The organism is Neobacillus sp., assembly GCF_031988165.1.
Taxonomy (GTDB): domain Bacteria; phylum Bacillota; class Bacilli; order Bacillales; family Cytobacillaceae; genus Neobacillus; species Neobacillus rhizosphaerae.
This window is the reverse complement of sequence record NZ_DALZYO010000035.1, coordinates 23,290-42,969: the sequence shown is the minus strand read 5'-3', so window position 1 is coordinate 42,969 and position 19,680 is coordinate 23,290. Positions and strand designations below refer to the sequence as shown.

General features: G+C 40.6%; 18 protein-coding genes, 1 other RNA gene and 1 other annotated feature. Of the genes, 17 read left to right on the top strand and 2 right to left on the bottom strand.

Annotation, left to right across the window (positions count from 1 at the left end):
* Positions 1–9: 9 nt before the first annotated feature.
* A complete protein-coding gene (dtd, locus tag RTR43_RS19170) occupies positions 10–453 on the top strand; it encodes a D-aminoacyl-tRNA deacylase (RefSeq protein ID WP_312473984.1) in 444 nt (147 codons plus the stop codon).
* A gap of 425 nt (positions 454–878) precedes the next feature.
* Here the strand turns inward: dtd and RTR43_RS19165 are convergent, their stop codons facing one another.
* Positions 879–2,645, bottom strand: coding sequence for an N-acetylmuramoyl-L-alanine amidase family protein (locus RTR43_RS19165; protein WP_312473982.1), 1,767 nt, complete (start codon positions 2,643–2,645; stop codon positions 879–881).
* 171 nt (positions 2,646–2,816) lie between these two features.
* Between RTR43_RS19165 and RTR43_RS19160 the strand changes: the two genes are divergently transcribed.
* The 7 genes from RTR43_RS19160 (at position 2,817) to RTR43_RS19130 (ending at position 9,880) form a co-directional block, all read left to right on the top strand.
* Positions 2,817–2,993 (top strand): hypothetical protein, encoded by a 177-nt coding sequence (locus tag RTR43_RS19160; RefSeq protein ID WP_312473980.1) that lies wholly within the window; start codon positions 2,817–2,819, stop codon positions 2,991–2,993.
* Between the two features lie 160 nt (positions 2,994–3,153).
* Positions 3,154–3,398: a binding site (T-box leader), on the top strand.
* A gap of 80 nt (positions 3,399–3,478) precedes the next feature.
* Complete coding sequence (gene hisS, locus RTR43_RS19155; RefSeq protein WP_312473978.1) at positions 3,479–4,750, top strand: histidine--tRNA ligase; 1,272 nt, start codon at positions 3,479–3,481, stop codon at positions 4,748–4,750.
* A 12-nt stretch (positions 4,751–4,762) separates the two neighbouring features.
* Positions 4,763–6,532 (top strand): aspartate--tRNA ligase, encoded by a 1,770-nt coding sequence (aspS, locus tag RTR43_RS19150; protein WP_312473976.1) that lies wholly within the window; start codon positions 4,763–4,765, stop codon positions 6,530–6,532.
* Positions 6,533–6,599: 67 nt separating this feature from the next.
* A non-coding RNA gene (gene ssrS, locus RTR43_RS19145) (6S RNA) lies at positions 6,600–6,797 on the top strand.
* 161 nt (positions 6,798–6,958) lie between these two features.
* Positions 6,959–7,726 carry a tRNA threonylcarbamoyladenosine dehydratase gene (locus RTR43_RS19140; protein ID WP_248737442.1) on the top strand — a complete coding sequence of 256 codons (768 nt, stop codon included), beginning with the start codon at positions 6,959–6,961 and terminating at the stop codon, positions 7,724–7,726.
* A gap of 290 nt (positions 7,727–8,016) precedes the next feature.
* Positions 8,017–8,943 carry an ABC transporter ATP-binding protein gene (locus RTR43_RS19135; protein ID WP_312473973.1) on the top strand — a complete coding sequence of 309 codons (927 nt, stop codon included), beginning with the start codon at positions 8,017–8,019 and terminating at the stop codon, positions 8,941–8,943.
* Positions 8,936–9,880, top strand: coding sequence for an ABC transporter permease (locus tag RTR43_RS19130; RefSeq protein WP_312473971.1), 945 nt, complete (start codon positions 8,936–8,938; stop codon positions 9,878–9,880). Before RTR43_RS19135 ends, RTR43_RS19130 begins: the two co-directional genes overlap by 8 nt.
* 70 nt (positions 9,881–9,950) lie before the next feature.
* On the opposite strand, the gene RTR43_RS19125 is transcribed toward RTR43_RS19130, so the two are convergent.
* Entirely contained in the window at positions 9,951–11,225 is a 1,275-nt protein-coding gene (locus RTR43_RS19125; RefSeq protein WP_312473969.1) for a replication-associated recombination protein A, read from the bottom strand.
* A 146-nt stretch (positions 11,226–11,371) separates the two neighbouring features.
* On the opposite strand from RTR43_RS19125, the gene cymR reads away from it, so the two are divergent.
* The 9 genes from cymR (at position 11,372) to RTR43_RS19080 (ending at position 19,626) form a co-directional block, all read left to right on the top strand.
* Positions 11,372–11,791, top strand: a complete 420-nt coding sequence (gene cymR / locus RTR43_RS19120; protein ID WP_248737446.1) for a cysteine metabolism transcriptional regulator CymR — start codon at positions 11,372–11,374, stop codon at positions 11,789–11,791.
* Positions 11,792–11,836: 45 nt separating this feature from the next.
* A complete protein-coding gene (locus RTR43_RS19115) occupies positions 11,837–12,979 on the top strand; it encodes a cysteine desulfurase family protein (protein WP_312474023.1) in 1,143 nt (380 codons plus the stop codon).
* A gap of 39 nt (positions 12,980–13,018) precedes the next feature.
* Positions 13,019–14,137: a tRNA 2-thiouridine(34) synthase MnmA gene (gene mnmA, locus RTR43_RS19110; protein ID WP_312473962.1), complete on the top strand. Its 1,119-nt coding sequence runs from the start codon at positions 13,019–13,021 to the stop codon at positions 14,135–14,137.
* Between the two features lie 192 nt (positions 14,138–14,329).
* On the top strand, positions 14,330–14,983 hold the full coding sequence (locus tag RTR43_RS19105) for a tetratricopeptide repeat protein (RefSeq protein ID WP_312473960.1): 654 nt from the start codon (positions 14,330–14,332) through the stop codon (positions 14,981–14,983).
* Between the two features lie 33 nt (positions 14,984–15,016).
* A complete protein-coding gene (gene recD2 / locus RTR43_RS19100; RefSeq protein ID WP_312473958.1) occupies positions 15,017–17,431 on the top strand; it encodes an SF1B family DNA helicase RecD2 in 2,415 nt (804 codons plus the stop codon).
* Positions 17,432–17,463: 32 nt separating this feature from the next.
* Positions 17,464–17,976, top strand: coding sequence for a PRC-barrel domain-containing protein (locus RTR43_RS19095; protein WP_312473956.1), 513 nt, complete (start codon positions 17,464–17,466; stop codon positions 17,974–17,976).
* A 78-nt stretch (positions 17,977–18,054) separates the two neighbouring features.
* Positions 18,055–18,246: a hypothetical protein gene (locus RTR43_RS19090; protein WP_024029972.1), complete on the top strand. Its 192-nt coding sequence runs from the start codon at positions 18,055–18,057 to the stop codon at positions 18,244–18,246.
* 57 nt (positions 18,247–18,303) lie between these two features.
* Positions 18,304–18,438, top strand: a complete 135-nt coding sequence (locus RTR43_RS19085; RefSeq protein WP_312473954.1) for a YrzQ family protein — start codon at positions 18,304–18,306, stop codon at positions 18,436–18,438.
* A gap of 108 nt (positions 18,439–18,546) precedes the next feature.
* The gene (locus RTR43_RS19080; protein WP_312473952.1) at positions 18,547–19,626 is read left to right on the top strand and encodes an AI-2E family transporter; all 1,080 of its coding nucleotides are present in this window, start codon (positions 18,547–18,549) and stop codon (positions 19,624–19,626) included.
* Positions 19,627–19,680: the final 54 nt, after the last annotated feature.

The following is a 19,680-nucleotide window of genomic DNA, read 5'->3' as shown; positions in this document are numbered from 1 at the left end:
AGCTTTAAGATGCGTGTAGTTGTTCAAAGGAGTAAAGGAGCCAAGGTTACCGTTAATGGTGAAGTAACAGGGCAAATTAGCAAAGGACTTGTTTTGCTTGTAGGTGTGACCCATGAAGACAAGGAAGAGGATGCCGCATACTTAGCGGATAAGATTGCTAATTTAAGGATTTTTGAAGATGCGGATGAAAAGATGAATTTATCTTTATTGGACGTTGGCGGAGAAATTCTATCTGTTTCCCAGTTCACCCTTTACGGCGATTGTCGAAAAGGGAGAAGACCTAACTTTATGGATGCGGCTAAACCCGAACAGGCTCTGGAGCTTTACGATGCTTTTAATAGGCTGCTTCGTGAGAAAGGCATCCAGGTTGAAACCGGTATTTTCGGCGCCATGATGGATGTTGAATTGACCAATGACGGTCCTGTTACGTTAATTTTGGAAAATAAAGTGTAAAAGGCTTGGCACTTGGATTTAAGTGCCGAGCCTTTTATTCTGTGGAAAAGGGGCGGAGCGCCGCAAAAATGAATCACTTTTACCAGTTAAAGTGAAATATCCATTTCACTAGACGAAAGATGTGAAGTCTAGCTCTGCTCTCACCGCCTTTATTAGGTGACTACGTCTTGTTCTCTAAATTTATATCCATGGTAGGGTTGGGAGTTGAGGCTCATGATAGTTTTTTATCGCTCTTTTCTACAAGATTGTTGCTAACTTGAATTCGCTGATAAAACGCCAAAATCCGATGATAAATCATTAAAAATCACTGATAAAGTGTATTTTTATTTTAAGCTATGACTTTTTAAGCCTTTGAACTAAGTTAAAACAAGTGCACCCTCGAAAAATGAGCCCTAGAGGTTTGTAGAAACCGTCTAGAGCTCAACTTAGTTCTTTTTAAAATATCTTGCTAATCCATCAAACAAACCTGAAGCAGCATTTTCCTGGAACTGACCTGAATTTAGGGTCAGTTCTTCTTCTGGGTTACTCAAATAGCCAAGCTCCATCAAGACAGCTTTTTGACTATTTTCTCGAATCACGTGGAAATCCCCTAATCGCACTCCACGATTTTTTAATTTCGTCTGTCCTACCATTGAGGCATAAAGCGTTTCGGCAAATGACTGCTGAAAGGAATGATAGTAATAGCCAGTCATACCACGAACAGACCGATCTACATTGCTGTCATAATGCAGGCTAATAAAGGCATCAGCACGGTAAGCACCTGCCGTATTTACTCGTAACGGAAGCGAAAGGTAAGAATCATTATTTCTAGTTAAGTAAACATTTGCACCGGCAGCTCTTAATTTATCATACAAAAGCAGGGCTGTTCGAAGTGTTAAGTCTTTTTCTAATGTTCCGGAAGCACCTGTCGTTCCGTTATCCCCGCCGCCATGTCCAGGGTCGAGAACAATGGTTTTATTTTTTAGATAGCCTTCAGCACCAGACTTCTCAATCTGCTGTTTAGCACCGTTTACCGAAACAATCCAGCCGGCTACCCAGCCTGATTTTCCATTCTTCAGGGTAATTTCATACCAGTCATTTGCTAAACTTTTTACAGAAAAGGTATCTCCCTCATCAGCCAGTTGCGCAACATCTGACTGAACATCCGGTGCTTTTCGGATATTTGTTCCATTATGTAAGATGGTAACGGTATTTTCCTTTACGGCTTGTCCGGTATTGGTCTGTGCAGTTGATTTATCAAGATACCAGCTTGCAACCCAGCCAAAACTACCAGTCTCAAATTCTATTTTTGCCCAACTATTATATTCTTCTAAAATGGTAAATCTTTGCCCTTTTGACACAGAACCGATGATGTTCGAATTTAGTGATGAGCTTGAGCGGACACTTAGACTGCTCGCAGTTACCATTCCCTTTATATCGCTAGATTCTTTCTTAGGGGTGTCCTTTGATGGACTCGTCGATTCGTCAATAAACTTAGCACTTACCCAGCCTTTAAGATTTGAAAAACCAACCTCTATCCAATTATTTTGTTTCGAATAAATCGTTACGGTTGTGCCCCTTGTCAGTTTTCCAATCACAGCGCCTGTTGTGGATGGCTCCTTTCTAAGATTTAAAGTATCACCATTCACTACGCCAGTACTTGTGGTATTCGAGGACGGCCCCGTTGGTTTGTTCTCCTGTTTACCAGTTTTCAACTCCAAAAAATCTCTGGCAACCCAACCGTCACCGAAGGTTGAACTGATTTTATACCAGTTTTCATTTTGCTCAACCACCATAACGTCTTGTCCTTTATTCAAAAAACCGACGACTCGAAAGCTTGTCCCAGGTCCGGATCGAACCCTTAATTGGTCGGTGTTAGCGGTGGCGATCGTACTTTTTGCACCGGCAGATGTCGAGGATTTGGCTGTTTTAGTCTCATTCTCTTTGGTGACCAGCCAATTGACCACCCAGCCTGTTTTGCCAGACGATAGCTGAATCTTGATCCACTCACCTTGTTCATTTACAATCGAATACTTTTCGCCACGATTAGCTACTTTTACAAGGGGATAGCTTAAGCCTGGGCCGCCGCGAACGTTGATAGTATCGGTGGAAATGGTAATTGAACGGGTTGCTGCGATACTTTTTCCCAGCGGTAGGAAGGCTCCAAAAATAAGTATGATAGATAATAGCAGTAGAGTAAACTTTTTGCCCATTAACACCCTCCATTGTCATTTATCTACTATTTTAACGTAAAAGAAGCTGAAAATCATTCCTAAATTACTAAAAATGACCAATAAATCAACGAAATCCTCATCTTCCATGCAAGTTTTTCACCATTGGTGGAAATAATAAGTTTATCGAAGAAAGGGTTGAGGTGATTAAATATGAGATCGAGTGAAAAAGGAATGAACGTACAGTCAATGGATGGACGCTTATTCGGCGTTGATTTTCATGATTTTATTCAAAAAGAGCAGCAGGCAACATCGTTTGAACTTGCCTCTGAATTCGGCTTATCAATAGGGGATGTCAGAAAGTTAAAAAAACATTTGGAGAGATCGTAAAACACACTTGACAATAGCAGGGATGCTCCTTATTATTATATAAATGGTAACTTGCTGACTGGCCAGCACTAAATGGCAGTTCTCGAGGCTCAGTTGAATTTATGCCTTCAGAATTATACGATAGTAAATTCTGATTAGCGAAGTAAAATGTAATATACGGATATAACCATTTGATGGAGCATAGTAGTTAAGCTAACCCATGAAAAGAGAGGAGATGCCTAGGCTGAAAGCATTTCCACATGTGTCTTAACGAATGAACACTCCGTAGGCTTCTCTCTGAAAAAGCTTCAGCTTTAGTAGGAGAAGAACGTAGCAGGCGTTAACTGTTAAAGAGGAATAGCTATTTAATTTTTAAGGCTATTCAACTAGGGTGGCACCGCGGGATTATTAACTCTCGTCCCTTGTATTATACAAGGGATGGGAGTTTTTTTATTTTCACTAAAAATCTATTTACATAAAAATATGAAAAAAAGGAGGTTTCCGCTATGTCTATTAGCATTCCGAGAGGCACGCAGGATATATTGCCAGGAGAAGTAGAGAAGTGGCAGCTGATTGAAAAAAAAGCGAGAGAACTTTGTGAGAAATATCAATACCAGGAAATTCGCACCCCCATTTTTGAATCAACTGAACTATTTTCAAGAGGCGTTGGTGACACTACTGATATTGTTCAAAAAGAAATGTACACATTTGAAGACCGGGGGAAACGCAGTATTACACTTAGACCTGAAGGAACTGCGGCGGTCGTTCGCTCATTTGTCGAGAAAAAAATGTTTGGTTATGCCAACCAGCCTGTAAAGCTTTATTATATGGGGCCGATGTTCCGTTATGAACGTCCTCAGGCAGGTCGTTTCCGCCAGTTTGTTCAATTTGGAGTCGAAGCATTAGGCAGTAATGATCCAGCGATTGATGCGGAGGTTATCTCCCTAGCGATGAACCTGTACAGAGAAATGGGTCTTACACAGCTTAAGTTGATTATTAATAGCCTTGGTGATAAGGAAAGCCGAAACGCTCATCGCGAGGCGTTGGTGAATCACTTTAAACCAAGAATCGGCGAGTTTTGTCATGATTGTCAGAACCGCTTGGAAAAGAATCCGTTGAGAATTTTGGATTGCAAACAGGATCGTGATCATGAATTAATGAAATCTGCACCGTCCATTCTAGAGTTTTTAAACGATTATTCAAAAACTTATTTTGAAAAATTACAGCAGTATTTAACCCAATTAGATATTCCCTTTGAAGTCGATGCCAACTTGGTGCGAGGTTTGGATTATTATAATCACACTGCCTTTGAGATTATGAGCAACGCTGAGGGATTTGGGGCCATCACCACATTATGCGGCGGCGGCCGTTATAATGGTTTAGCAGAAGAAATTGGCGGGCCGGAAACTCCTGGTATCGGCTTTGCTTTAAGCATTGAACGGTTTATTGCAGCCCTTAATGCAGAAGGTATCGAGCTTGATACGGATCAAGGGATTGATTGTTATCTGGCCTCACTTGGGGAGGAAGCGAAGGATTACACCGTTGGCCTGTTGCAACAACTTCGGATGGCTGGTTTTTCAGCAGAAAGAGATTATTTAGATCGAAAAATTAAGGCGCAATTTAAAGCGGCCGACCGCTTAAAAGCAAAATATGTGGCCGTTCTCGGTGATGAAGAGCTTAAAAACAACCATATCAATGTGAAAAATATGGCTACAGGTGAACAAGTAGAAGTGGAGCTTGGTTCTTTGGTTGACTATTTTCAAGGGTTACGAGGATAAAGGGGGATTAACATGTTTGGCAGATCTTATTTTTGTGGTGAAGTACCAGAATCAGTAGTAGGGGAAAAGGTAACATTAAAAGGCTGGGTTCAAAAACGACGCGACCTTGGCGGATTAATCTTTATCGATTTGCGCGACCGTTCAGGAATAGTCCAAGTAGTATTTAATCCTGATTTATCAAAGGAAGCACTCAAAACGGCAGAAAAAATCCGCAACGAATTTGTTCTTGATGTTGTGGGAACTGTCGTTGCCCGTGAACCTGGAACCATTAATGAAAATCTAAAAACGGGTAAAATTGAGGTTCAAGCGGAAACCGTAACGATTATCAATGAAGCGAAAACTCCTCCGTTTACAATTTCTGATAAAACAGATGCTTCAGAAGATGTGCGTTTGAAATATCGTTATTTAGATTTCCGTCGTCCGGTTATTTTTGAAACCTTAAAAATGCGTCATCAGGTGACGAAACAAATTAGGGATTTCCTTGACGGCGAAGGCTTCCTAGATATCGAAACACCAATTTTAACAAAAAGCACTCCAGAAGGGGCGCGTGATTATTTAGTCCCAAGCCGTGTCCACCCCGGTGAATTCTACGCGCTGCCACAATCGCCGCAGTTGTTTAAGCAATTGTTGATGGTGGGTGGAATTGAACGGTATTACCAAATTGCCCGCTGTTTCCGCGACGAGGACTTACGTGCAGACCGGCAGCCTGAATTCACGCAAATAGATATAGAAACAAGCTTCTTAAGCCAAAAGGACATTATAGTCATGATGGAAAAAATGATGTCACAGTTGATGAAGGAAGTAAAAGGTGTGGAAGTTCCTGAGGCTTTCCCGCAAATGACTTATGATGAAGCGATGAGCCGCTATGGTTCCGACAAACCGGATACTCGTTTTGGGCTAGAGCTTGTTGACCTCTCCGAAATCGTCAAGGAATCCGGCTTTAAGGTGTTTGCCGCCGCGGTTGCGAGTGGCGGTCAAGTTAAAGCGATAAACGTTAAAGGTGCAGCAGACAAGTATTCACGTAAAGATATCGATGCCTTAACTGAGTTTGTTGCCGTTTATGGTGCCAAGGGTCTTGCTTGGTTAAAAGTTGATTCTGAAGGCTTAAAGGGACCAATTGCGAAATTCTTCTCTGAAGAGGACGCACAGGCACTGAAAGTCACACTAGAGGCCAATGCAGGGGATTTGCTCCTATTTGTAGCTGATAAGAAAAGTGTAGTGGCTGATTCCCTTGGCGCACTAAGACTTAAGCTAGGAAAAGAATTGGGATTAATCGATCAAAGCTTGTTCCATTTCTTATGGGTGACAGACTGGCCGTTATTGGAATACGATGAAGAGGAAGGGCGTTATTACGCTGCTCACCATCCATTTACAATGCCATTTAGGGAAGACCTTGAATATTTGGATTCTGATCCTGGGAAGGTACGTGCCCAAGCCTATGACCTTGTTCTGAATGGATATGAGCTTGGCGGCGGTTCACTTCGGATTTTTGAGCGACCAATCCAAGAAAAAATGTTTAGTGTACTTGGATTTTCACCAGAAGAAGCAAAGGAACAGTTTGGCTTCTTAATGAATGCTTTTGAATATGGGACTCCTCCACATGGCGGCATTGCTCTTGGACTAGACCGCTTGGTGATGCTACTTGCCGGAAGCACCAATCTAAGAGATACGATTGCCTTTCCAAAAACAGCGAGTGCAAGCTGCTTGTTAACAAATGCACCAGGCGAAGTTTCTGAGGCGCAATTGTTAGAGCTAAGTTTGTCATTAAATGTTAAAAAATAACAAGAATTCGCTTTCATGAAACCTTGAATGAAGTATCATAATATGGTATTATATAAGCAATTAAAGAAGAGTCCTGAAATGTACGTTGTGTGACCTGAAGTTTTGACCGAACATTATTTATTCGGGAGTCTGGAGTTTTCTGATTGCGTAAATGCCCCACCTATTGACAGGTAAGGGGACTTACAATACCGGGAACAGGACACCCCCCTGCTGAGTGCGGGATCAAAACTAAGGATGAAGAAGCAACGGCACCATTGGGACTCTTTTCCTTTTTACAAAAATCAACCTCTTGCTACGGCAAGAGGTTTTATTTTGCTGTTTATCTTCCTAATTCCTATAAAAATACTTGTTTTTATAAGCGGGTATGATATATTTTTATGGTGAAAAAATAATAGTTAATTGAATTTAAATTTGGAGTGAATATAAATGCTACATCAATTTTCGCGAAATGAGCTTGCTATCGGTAAAGAAGGACTTAATATCATGAAAAATAGCACGGTCGCTGTTTTAGGAATTGGCGGTGTCGGTTCATTTGCTGCCGAGGCCCTTGCACGCTCTGGTGTTGGTCGGTTAATTTTAATCGATAAAGACGATGTTGATATTACAAACATTAACCGTCAACTTATTGCGCTTCTTTCAACCGTGGGTAGACCAAAAGTAGACATCATGCAGGAGCGAATTAAGGATATTAATCCTGATTGCGAAGTGATTGCACTGAAGATGTTTTACACAGAGGATACTTATGAGGAGATTTTTGGCTACAACTTAGATTTTGTCGTGGATGCCTCTGATACGATTATTTATAAAATTCATTTGATGAAAGAATGTTTAAAAAGAAAGATTCCGATTATTTCGAGCATGGGGGCCGCTAATAAAATGGACCCAACCCGGTTCCAAATTGCTGATATTTCCAAGACTCATACGGATCCAATTGCAAAAGTCATCCGCACGAAACTTCGTAAGGAAAGAATTCATAAGGGCATACCAGTTGTTTTTTCTGATGAAAGCCCGATTGTCATTCGTGAGGACATTAAAAAAGAGGTAGGAAATGAAAATGCCCCTATCCGTAAAGCTCAAATGCCGCCTGCGTCAAATGCCTTCGTCCCATCTGCAGCCGGTTTAATTATGGCAAGCTATGTTGTGAGAGAATTACTAAAAGATATCAAAATCCAACGTGTTTCAGATGAAAAATAATTGTTGAGCCCTAAACTTTTGGAGTTTAGGGTTTTTTTATTCTGTTTTCAAGGTGGGTAATACCGACGGGCTTTTAGAAACCGAAAAGTGGAAAAGTGTACAATTGAAAAAAAGATTTGAATATTTTGTTAACATGATTAATTATCAGACTTTAGCCCTAGAATTGATTCCATCCACAGACGTTATTAGAAAAAGGATTTGTATGGTTATAATATAAAAGGAATATTAGTTAGGAAAATTTTGCCGAAATAAGGTAAACTTATTTGTGACTAATAGAGAGGAGAGAGAATTTGGAAACAATCGTTGAACTAAAAGACGTAACAAAAGTGATTAAAGGAAGAACGATTATTGATCATATCAGCTTCCAAGTGAATAAGGGTGAGGTATTTGGGTTTCTAGGTCCAAATGGTGCCGGGAAAACAACGACCATCCGGATGATTGTCGGCTTGATGGGGATTACTTCAGGAGACATCACCATTGGCGGGGCGAGTATTAAAGACAAGTTTGAAAATGCTGTAAGCCATGTTGGTGCCATTGTTGAGAATCCGGAGATGTATAAATTTTTGTCTGGATATCAAAATCTGGTTCATTATGCAAGAATGTCAAAAGGCATCACAAAGGAAAAAATTGCTGAAACCGTTGAACTCGTCGGTCTAACGGATCGAATCAATGACAAAGTGAAAACCTACTCACTTGGAATGAGACAGAGGTTGGGATTAGCACAGTGTCTTTTGCATGACCCAGACGTGTTGATTCTAGATGAGCCAACGAATGGCCTTGACCCTGCAGGAATAAGAGAAATTCGTGACTATGTCCGCCTCTTAGCACGTGAAAAAAATATGGCTGTTATCGTTTCCAGTCACTTGCTTTCTGAAATGGAAATGATGTGTGACAGAATCGGGATCATTCAAAAAGGCAAGTTGATCGATGTGCAGCTTGTCCAGGAATTTGTCCAGGGCACTGAAGTGACGTTTGAATTAGAGGTAGTTCCGAGTGATAAAGCTTTGTCACTAATAGAAATCAACTATCCAGATGTTAGAGCGAACAGCTCAAGGAATGGTATATCCGTTGAACTTTCTAAAGAGGAAATCCCGAATCTAGTTAAAAAGTTAGTTACCGCAGATATTCAAGTTTTTGGGATAAAAGAAGTGGCGAAAACATTAGAAGATCGCTTCCTTGAAGTGACGTCGGAAAAGGAGGCGGCAGCACGTGCTTAATTTAATCAAAAATGAATGGATGAAAATTTTTAAACGCCCAGGAACCTATGTCATGATTGCAATACTTATTGTTATTATTTCGATTGTCGGTACGTTTTCTAAGTATCAAGAAAAGGCGTTTGTTCTTGATAAAAAATGGGAGCAAACATTACAAGAGGAAAATAAAGCATTAAATCAACAGATGGCCCAAAGTCGGACGAAGATGGAAAAGCAATTTTTTAAAAAAGAAATCGCCATCAATGACTATCGAATTAAGCATAATCTTCCACCAAATGAAAAATATAATGTTTGGTCATTTGTTAAGGATGCTTCACAACTTATTATCTTAGCGGGATTATTTACTATTATCATTTCTGCAGGGATTGTCGCGAGTGAATTTAACTGGGGAACGATTAAACTGTTATTAATACGGCCAATCAATCGTACCAAAATCTTAGCATCGAAATATTTGACTGTATTATTGTTTGGGCTGTTGATGCTGGCTATTCTGTTTGGTTTCTCAACCGCACTTGGTAGCATCCTTTTTGGAATGCCTGAACAAGCCGTTCCATACTTAAATTATTCTAATGGAGTCGTAACCGAGCAAAATATTGTAACTCACCTGTTGGTTTATTACGGGTATAGTTCAATCGACATGATTATGCTTGCGACTATGGCGTTCATGATTTCGTCCGTTTTCCGGAACAGCTCCCTGGCAATCGGCTTATCACTGTTTTTATTGTTTACCGGGGCCCAATTTACTACCTTGTTGTCATTAAAATATAGCTGGGCAAAATATATCTTGTTTGCCAATACGAATTTATCACAATACTTTGAAGGTACGCCAATGGTAGAAGGAATGACAATGACATTTTCAGTCATCATGCTGCTGATTTACTTTGCTGTATTCCAATTTTTCGCCTTCTACGTCTTCAAAAAACGAGACGTTGCCGCTTAGTAGTTTCCATAAATTAAAAAAAGGTGTCAGGCACCATGTGAAAATTTCACATGGTGCCTGACACCTCTATTTATTTTTTCGAGCGAGTTAATTTTTCATAAACAGTGGCAAGTGCCTGCTCAAATTTTCCGGTTTTCTTTGGTTGATAGTATTGTTTGTTTTTTAATTTGTTCGGTAAATATTGCTGCGGGACCCAGCCATTTTCATAATCGTGAGGATATAAGTAGCCAATTCCTCTGCCAAGCTCTTTTGCCCCTTTGTAGTGGGCATCACGTAAATGATCTGGAACTTCACCGACCATCCCTTTTTGAATATCATCAAGTGCTGCCTGAATGGCTAAGACGGCAGAATTAGACTTAGGTGAAAGGCATAATTCTATAGCGGCATTGGCAAGTGGTATTCTTGCCTCTGGAAATCCAATTCTCTCTGCGGTTTCAATCGCAGCCAACGTACGAGCGCCAGCTTGTGGATTGGCAAGTCCAATATCTTCATAAGCGATCACAATCATACGACGGCTAATACTTGGCAGGTCTCCAGCTTCAATTAATCTTCCGAGATAGTGGAGAGCGGCATTGACGTCACTACCACGAATCGATTTTTGAAAAGCCGACAGGACATCGTAGTGCTCGTCACCATCTTTATCTGCAACTAAACTTTTCTTTTGCAAACATTCCTCCGCTGTTTTCACATCGATTTGGATCATGTCATTGGCATCTTTATCGGTGGAAAGTACCGCTAATTCCAGGGCATTTAAGGAGCTTCGTACATCCCCGTTCGAGCCTTGGGCAAAATGTTGTAAAGCATCCTCAGAAATCTCAATTTTCTGCCGTCCAAATCCCCGATCTTCATCTTCTAGAGCGCGGGTTAACGTTTGTTTCACTTCATCAGGTGTTAACGGCTTCAATTCGAAAATTTGACAGCGACTACGAATCGCTGGGTTAATGGCATGATAGGGATTACTTGTGGTGGCCCCAATTAATACAATCATCCCATTTTCTAAATAAGGCAGTAAAAAATCCTGCTTTGCTTTATCTAACCGATGGACTTCATCAAGAAGCAGAATCACTTTCCCAGACATTTTCGCCTCTGCAGCGACTATTTCCATATCTTTTTTATTGTTTGTAACGGCGTTCAGCGTCCGAAAGGCGTATTTTGTGCTCCCGGCAATTGCACTGGCAATCGAGGTTTTTCCAATGCCCGGTGGTCCATATAAAATCATGGATGTCAGCTGTTTTGCTTTTACCATTCTGGCAATAATCCTTCCATCACCAACCAGATGCTCTTGGCCTGCGACTTCTTCAATCGTTCTTGGACGCATCCGAAAGGCTAAAGGCTTTTGCTGCATAGTCATCTCTCCAAACAAAATTCGTTCTTTATCTTACAATATCATTTTCCTTACAAAAAGCATATTAAAGAAGAATATGATATAATTCTAATGCCTATCAAATTACTGAGAATATTTTTATATAGATTAGAACAGAGGTGCAGGTTATGAAAATTTCTACTAAAGGACGATATGGTCTAACGATTATGATTGAGCTTGCCAAAAAACATGGTGAGGGTCCTACTTCTTTAAAAGCGATTGCCCAGGCAAATGACCTATCTGAACATTATTTAGAGCAATTGATTGCCCCATTACGGAATGCTGGATTAGTTAAAAGCATTCGAGGAGCATACGGAGGGTATATTCTGACTAATGAACCATCCAAAATTACCGCAGGCGATGTAATTCGTGTCCTTGAAGGCCCGATTACTCCTGTTGAGGGAATAGAAGATGAAGAGCCAGCAAAGCGCGAGCTGTGGATTCGCATTCGCGATGCCATCAAGGATGTTCTCGACAATACGACACTCGAAGATTTAGCTAGTCATAGTGAAGACAATGAGCATGAGGGTTATATGTTTTATATTTAATGTAAAAGGTAATAATAGTGAATTATTTTGATTGAAGGTGTAATGATGGAACGAATCTATCTTGACCATGCAGCGACGACTCCGATGCATCCAAGGGTAATTGAAAAAATAATGGAAGTCATGAATTTATCTTTTGGAAACCCTTCGAGTATCCATTCATATGGAAGGGAAGCTCGTCATCGTATTGATTTAGCCCGTGCGGAATTAGCTAGGAGTATTGGCGCAAAGGAAAACGAGATTATTTTTACAAGCGGGGGAACAGAAGCGGATAATCTGGCTTTATTTGGGGCTGCCGAAAGCTATCAGCATCAAGGCAAACACATTATTACCACTCAAATTGAACATCATGCAGTGCTTCATGCTTGCGAAAAATTAGAAAAATTAGGTTTTGAGGTCACCTATTTGCCTGTTGATGAAACGGGGCTAATTTCTCTTTCAGAGTTAAATGAGGCTTTACGAGAGGATACTATTTTAGTTTCTATCATGTATGGAAATAACGAGGTTGGCACCATTCAACCAATTACGGAAATTGGGCAGCTGTTAAAAAATCATCAAGCCGTTTTCCATACCGATGCTGTTCAGGCCTATGGATCTGAAAGAATAGACGTCAATGAGAGCTTCATCGATTTATTATCGGTAACCGCTCATAAAATTAATGGCCCGAAAGGAACTGGCTTTCTCTATGCCCGGTCAACTGTGAAGCTTGCACCACGTTCCTTCGGTGGTGAGCAAGAAAGAAAAAGGCGGGCAGGGACTGAAAATGTCGCATCAATTGCGGGATTCCATCAAGCAGTAATAATTGCCAATGAAGAACGCTCTGCAAAAAGAGAAAAATTCTTTGAATTTAAAGAAATTTTTCAAGAAAAGCTACGTGAACGAGAAGTTGATTTCAAGGTAAACGGAACGCTTGAATATTCACTGCCACATGTATTAAACTTAAGCTTTCCGGGGACAAGTGTGGAGGCGATGCTCGTAAATCTTGATTTGGCAGGAATTGCTGTTTCGAGCGGATCGGCCTGTACTGCAGGTTCAATTGAGCCTTCCCACGTCCTTGTGGCAATGTTTGGTAAACAATCAGAGCGATTGATAAATTCGGTACGTTTTAGTTTCGGTTTTAACACGACAAAAGAAGAAATCATAAAGGCAGCCGAAGAAACGGCAAGGATTGTTTCGCGTCTGAAAAAATAAATGCTTGAAGAAGTTTTAGCAAGAGAGAGGTGAATATCAATGGAAAGAAAAGATCCACAAAACACACGTGTTGTTGTTGGGATGTCAGGCGGTGTAGATTCATCTGTAGCTGCGCTTTTATTAAAACAGCAAGGCTATGATGTCATCGGTATTTTTATGAAAAATTGGGATGATACCGATGATAATGGTTTTTGTACGGCAACGGAAGACTATGAGGATGTCATTCGTGTCTGCAATCAAATTGGTATTCCCTATTATGCGGTTAATTTTGAAAAACAATATTGGGACAAGGTGTTTACCTATTTCCTTGAGGAATATAAAGCGGGCAGGACTCCTAATCCTGATGTCATGTGCAATAAAGAAATTAAATTCAAGGCGTTTTTGGAGCATGCCGTGAATCTGGGAGCAGATTATTTAGCGACTGGTCACTATGCACAAGTTGAGTACCGTGACGGTGAATACAAAATGCTTCGCGGTTTAGATGAAAATAAGGACCAAACGTATTTCTTAAATCAATTGACACAGGAACAGCTAAGTAAGGTCATGTTCCCAATTGGAGATCTTGAAATATCAAGAGTTCGGGAAATTGCTCGGGAAGCGGAGCTTGCCACCGCGACGAAAAAGGACAGTACTGGAATTTGCTTTATTGGGGAACGGAATTTTAAAGAGTTCTTAGGTCAATACCTACCTGCGCAACCAGGAAACATGGAGACATTTGACGGCGAGGTAAAAGGCAAGCATGAAGGCTTAATGTATCATACGATTGGCCAACGCCACGGTCTTGGAATCGGTGGTTCTGGTGAGCCTTGGTTTGCCATCGGTAAGGATTTAAAAAGGAACGTCCTTTATGTCGGACAAGGCTTTCACCATGAAAAACTATATTCTGACTCGATTACCGCTGTTGGGGTGAGCTGGGTATCCAATCAGGAAAAGCCAAAGGAATTTGAATGTACGGCTAAATTCCGCTACCGCCAAGAAGATCATAAAGTAACCGTTCGTCTTTTTGATGGAGATAAAGTTGAGGTTGTTTTCCACGATCCGATTCGTGCCATCACTCCTGGACAAGCTGCTGTTTTTTATAATGGCGATGAATGTCTAGGCGGTGGAACTATCGACGAAGTTTTTAAAAATGGAGAGCGTCTAACGTATGTAGGTTAAAATTTGACCCTGATTCCAGTTCTGGAGTCAGGTTTTTTTGTGAAGAAATTGCTGTTTGGCGGAATAAATTGGGAAGTTGGCGGAATTCCCCTAAGAACGGCAACCCCAAACTGTGCGGGAACCTAATCAAGCTCTTAAAGTAATTTTAAAATAAAATATGGTATACTTTTTCTTAGGATTGGAGTGGAAACAATGGATAAAAACCAATTAGGTGTTAAATACATGCAAGAAGGTAAATGGGAAGAGGCAGCAAAGCTTTTTAATGAAGTAATTGAAGAAAATCCCCAAGATCCTATTGCCTATATTAACTTTGGAAACGTACTTTCTGCTGTCGGAGACGACGAAAAAGCATTGAAATTTTATGAAAAAGCTATTCAATTGGATGAAAAGGCAGCAGCTGCTTACTATAGCGCCGGAAATATCTATTTCAGTAATGATCAATTTGATCAAGCTAAAGCAATGTTTGAAACAGCTATGAAAAATGGGCTCAACACAAGCGACAATTATTTTATGTTGGGCCTCACACTAGTACAGCTTAATCAAGGGCGATTTGCCCTTCCCTATTTACAACGAAGCGTTGAACTGAACGAAAATGATCCGGAAGCACGCTTTCAATTTGGATTATGTCTGGCACAGCTCGAACTTATCGATCAAGCAATCCTTCAATTAGAAAAATGTATCGAGCTAGACCGCACGCATTCTGATGCTTATTATAATCTCGGGGTTTCCTATGCATTTAAAGAAAATTCCCAAAAGGCAGTTGAAATGTTTAATAAAGCCCTCGACATTCAACCGGATCATCTGCTTGCAGGTCACGCGAAAAAACTCATTGAGAATATTCATTAATATCATTTTTTAGCCGAAAGGAGGGAGCACAAAATGGAAAAACAGGACTCACTTGATTTATTTGCCGAGCAGGGAAAGTTCGTCAAAGGACGGCCGATTGTGACGATTTTTCATAATGAACAGAATCTATACACGGTATTGAGGATTCGCGTTGATGAAACAAATGATCAATACGATGACAAGGAAGCAGTTATTACCGGTTATTTTCCAAAAATTCATGAACAGGAAACCTATGTCTTTTTCGGGGAGTTTAAGGATCATCCGAAGTTTGGTGTTCAATTTCACACGAATCATTTCCGAAAGGACATGCCACAAACAAAACAAGGCGTTGTTGCCTATTTATCAGGTGAAATGTTTAAGGGGATTGGAAAGAAAACCGCAGAGAATATCGTGGAAACTTTAGGTGAGAACGCCATCTCCAAAATTCTGAATCAGCCGTCCTTGCTGGATTCCATTCCCAAGCTTCCTCCTGAAAAGGCAAAATTGCTTTACGATACACTGATGGAGCATCAAGGGCTCGAGCAGGTAATGGTGGCCCTAAATCAATATGGCTTTGGACCGCAAATTTCGATGCGGATTTATCAAGCTTATAAAGAGGAAACACTCAATACTATTCAAAAAAACCCCTATAAGCTTGTTGAGGATATCGAAGGAATCGGTTTTGGTCGGGCCGATGAGCTAGGCTACCAGTTAGGGATCTCTGGAAGCCATCCCGACCGGGTAAAAGCAGCCCTACTATATACACTGGAAAACGAAAGTATGCAGACGGGTCATGTATACATAAATGCTGAGAACTTGCTTGAGCAGGTAAAGGTACTCCTCGAAGAAAACAAACGCGATCAAATTGACTACAGTGACATATCCAATGAAGTCATTAAACTTGAAGAAGAGGGGAAAATAATTGGTGAAGAAAAACGCGTTTATTTGCCTTCCTTATTTTTCGCGGAAAAAGGCCTAGTTACGAGCATTAATCGAATAGTCAAACAAACGGAATACAAGGACCAATTTCCAGAGTCTGAATTTTTACTGGCATTAGGAAGTTTAGAGGACCGGCTAGGGGTACATTATGCTCCAACACAAAAAGAAGCGATTCAAACAGCGCTAATGTCACCAATGCTTATTTTAACCGGTGGCCCTGGAACTGGGAAAACAACGGTCATTAAAGGGATTGTTGAATTATATGCGGAATTGCACGGTTGTTCATTAGAACTGAAGGATTATCATAAAAAGGATGAACCTTTTCCATTTTTGCTGGCGGCACCAACAGGGAGAGCAGCCAAAAGGATGAGCGAATCGACAGGCCTTCCGGCGGTGACCATTCACCGGCTGCTCGGATTTAACGGAACGGAAGGATTTGACCGCGACGATGCAAGTCCATTAGAGGGAAAAATTTTAATTGTGGATGAGACATCGATGCTCGATATCTGGCTTGCCAATCAATTGTTTAAGGCACTTCCGGAAAATATTCAAGTCATCCTTGTTGGGGATGAGGATCAGCTTCCGTCTGTTGGCCCTGGGCAGGTTTTAAAGGATTTGCTTCAATCTGAACGGATTCCGACCGTTCGATTAACAGATATATATCGCCAGGCAGAAGGTTCTTCCATCATTGAACTGGCCCATGATATTAAAAAGGGGTATCTGCCTCCAGATGTTACCACGAAACAAGCTGACCGTTCATTTATCAAATGTTCAACCACACAGGTTGCTCAAGTGGTAGAAAAAGTGGCCTTAAATGCAAAAAATAAAGGCTATTCTGCTAGGGATATTCAAGTGCTGGCGCCAATGTATAGAGGTCCAGCCGGGATTGACCGCCTCAATGTATTGCTGCAGGAAATCTTTAATCCAAACCCTGACGGCAAGCGCAAGGAAATTGCTTTTGGTGATGTGAAATACCGCATCGGTGATAAGGTCCTTCAACTCGTCAATCAACCGGAAAGCAATGTCTTTAACGGTGATATTGGAGAAATTATCTCAATCATTTATGCAAAAGAAAACACTGAAAAGCAAGACATGATTTATATTTCCTTTGAAGGAAATGAAGTGGAGTATACAAAGCAGGACTTAAATCAAATCACACATGCATATTGCTGTTCTGTTCATAAATCTCAGGGCAGCGAATTTCCGATTGTTATTCTTCCGATTACAAGAAGTTACTACCGGATGTTACAGCGAAATTTAATTTATACGGCCATTACGAGAAGTAAACAATCGTTAATCATATGTGGGGAAGAAGAGGCGCTCAGAATGGGTGTCCAACGAGCGGACGAGCTCTCGAGACAGACGACTCTTTGTCAAAAACTTCAGGAAAGTATTTTGATTAATGTCATTAGTTCTGCAGCTCCTGAAATTTCGGCAAATGGATTGTCCTATGAGGATGAATTCATGCAAGTCCATCCACTGGTAGGAATGGAAAACGTTTCACCTTATGATTTTATGGTAAATGACTGAAACTATAAATGTTCGAGGAGGTGGGACACTCTTTGCGAACATTTTCTTTATTGAAAGGACAACCTATTTTTGAAACGAGAAATGGGACTAAAATCGGTGAGATAAGTGACCTATGTATTTCAAGCAATGGTCAGGTAAAAGGTCTCTTGGTTAAAAAAGGCGTTTTCTTCAAACAATCATTCTTTCTGGATATACAAAAAGTGACTTCTTTTGGCTGGGATGGGGTTATGATTGAGAATCCCTTATGTTTGGAAAAGCTGAAAGAGCATTCGGAATATACGCTTAAGCATCAACATTCCATAGACGGGATGTTGATGCTCTCGAAGAATGGGGATTCTCTTGGTTTGCTAAAAGATGTATATTTTCATGAAGAAGTGGGCACAATCGTAGGGTACGAAATCACGGATGGCTTCTTTTCGGATATCACGGAAGGTAAACAAGTCATTCAATCCGGGAAGCCCTTAGCGATCGGAAAGGATGCCATTATCGTAGATGTAAATGAAATCTCGCCGACTGGCCGAGTGCCCTTAAAGGGTAGGTCTTAAGGTGCGGTTGAATTTATGCGTATCAGAATTTATCAAGATAAATTCTGTATGGCTAAATGATACGAGAGGTGTCCTTTCATGTTTAAGTGTCCCAATTGTCAAAGCAAGGATATCGGCAAAATTGGCATCAACCAATATTATTGCTGGAACTGTTTTATTGAGCTCTCGGTTTCTGAAGGAATAATCAACACCCATCAAGTCGAAGAAGACGGGTCACTTAGTTCTTTAGATGATTTGTTTGAAGAAGAAGAGCGTCGTTACACCCTATAGATTAAAAGAGCGGCCGCACGTGCTAGCGCTTGACAATTTAAATAAGAGGTGAGACGTATGAATAAATTGATGACGTCGATGATTGTTTTGGGTGCAGGGATGGCAGCATATAATATTGCCCAGCGAAATAATATGATGTCTGCCCGCAATATGAAAAGAATACAACGAAGAGTAAAACGAGCGATAATGTAAATTATGCCTGAATCCCCCTCATGATCCGAGGGGGATTTTGAATTGAAACCGGTCAAAATGTATAAATCCACCATCTGTCTCCAAAACTAATCAAAAGGAGGCATGGACGTGGATATTCGAATGAAATGGTATTACCGAATCGGCTTTTTGCTCCTTTTATTGATCGCAATTTATGTTTTTCTGAAAATCAATTTCGTGTGGATGCCAATCCTTCGAGTAGCTGTGATCATTATCCTTCCGTTTATCATTGGTGGATTTATTACATATTTGCTTCATCCGATTGTTGAAAAATTACATGAAAAAGGGCTTCATCGTGGACTTGCCATCATTCTCATTTATATTATTTTTTTTGGCGGAATTGGTTTCGCTCTTTACAAAGGAATACCAGCAATGATTGACCAATTAAAAGATCTGTCTGAAAGTGCGCCGGTTTTTGCCGAGCAATACCGGGAATGGATTGATAAGCTGCAGTCCCAGACAAGAGCATGGCCTGATGGTCTTCAAGCAAGATTAGATGATGGAATAGACACTTTTGAAAAAAAGTTGGACTCTCTTTTAACGATCCTCGTGAACATTCTTATGAAGTTTTTTAATTCGGCGTTAATCATGATGATTATCCCATTTATTGCTTTCTATATGTTAAAGGACTTTCAACTGATTAAACGAGCTGCCTGGTACATAACCCCCAAAAAATGGCGTAAAAAGGGGACACTCTTTCTTAAGGATGTAGATGAATCCCTGGGGAGCTATATCAGGGGGCAGCTATTAATTTGTATCATTATCGGCAGTATTTCAGCCCTGTTATTTTGGATTTTTCACTTAAGATATCCATTACTATTAGGTTTGATTGTTGGGGCAACAAATGTAATCCCCTATTTTGGACCGATCATCGGGGCAGTGCCAGCCGTAATCATCGCTGCAACATCATCTGTTAAACTGGTCATCATTACCTTAGTGATTGTTTTTGGCCTGCAATTTCTAGAAGGGAATATATTATCCCCGTATATCGTGGGAAAAAGTCTTCATATGCACCCATTAATCATTATGATTGCGTTAACAGCTGGTGGAGAGATTGGCGGAATTTTAGGGTTGATAGTGGCTGTCCCAGTCCTTGTTATACTTAAAGTAGCGATCCTCCATGCAAAAAATCATTTCATGAACGGGAAATCTAATGAATCATCACCATAAGAAATTGACAAACGTTTTTTTGGTAGCTATAATTCGTCATATAGAATATTTGGA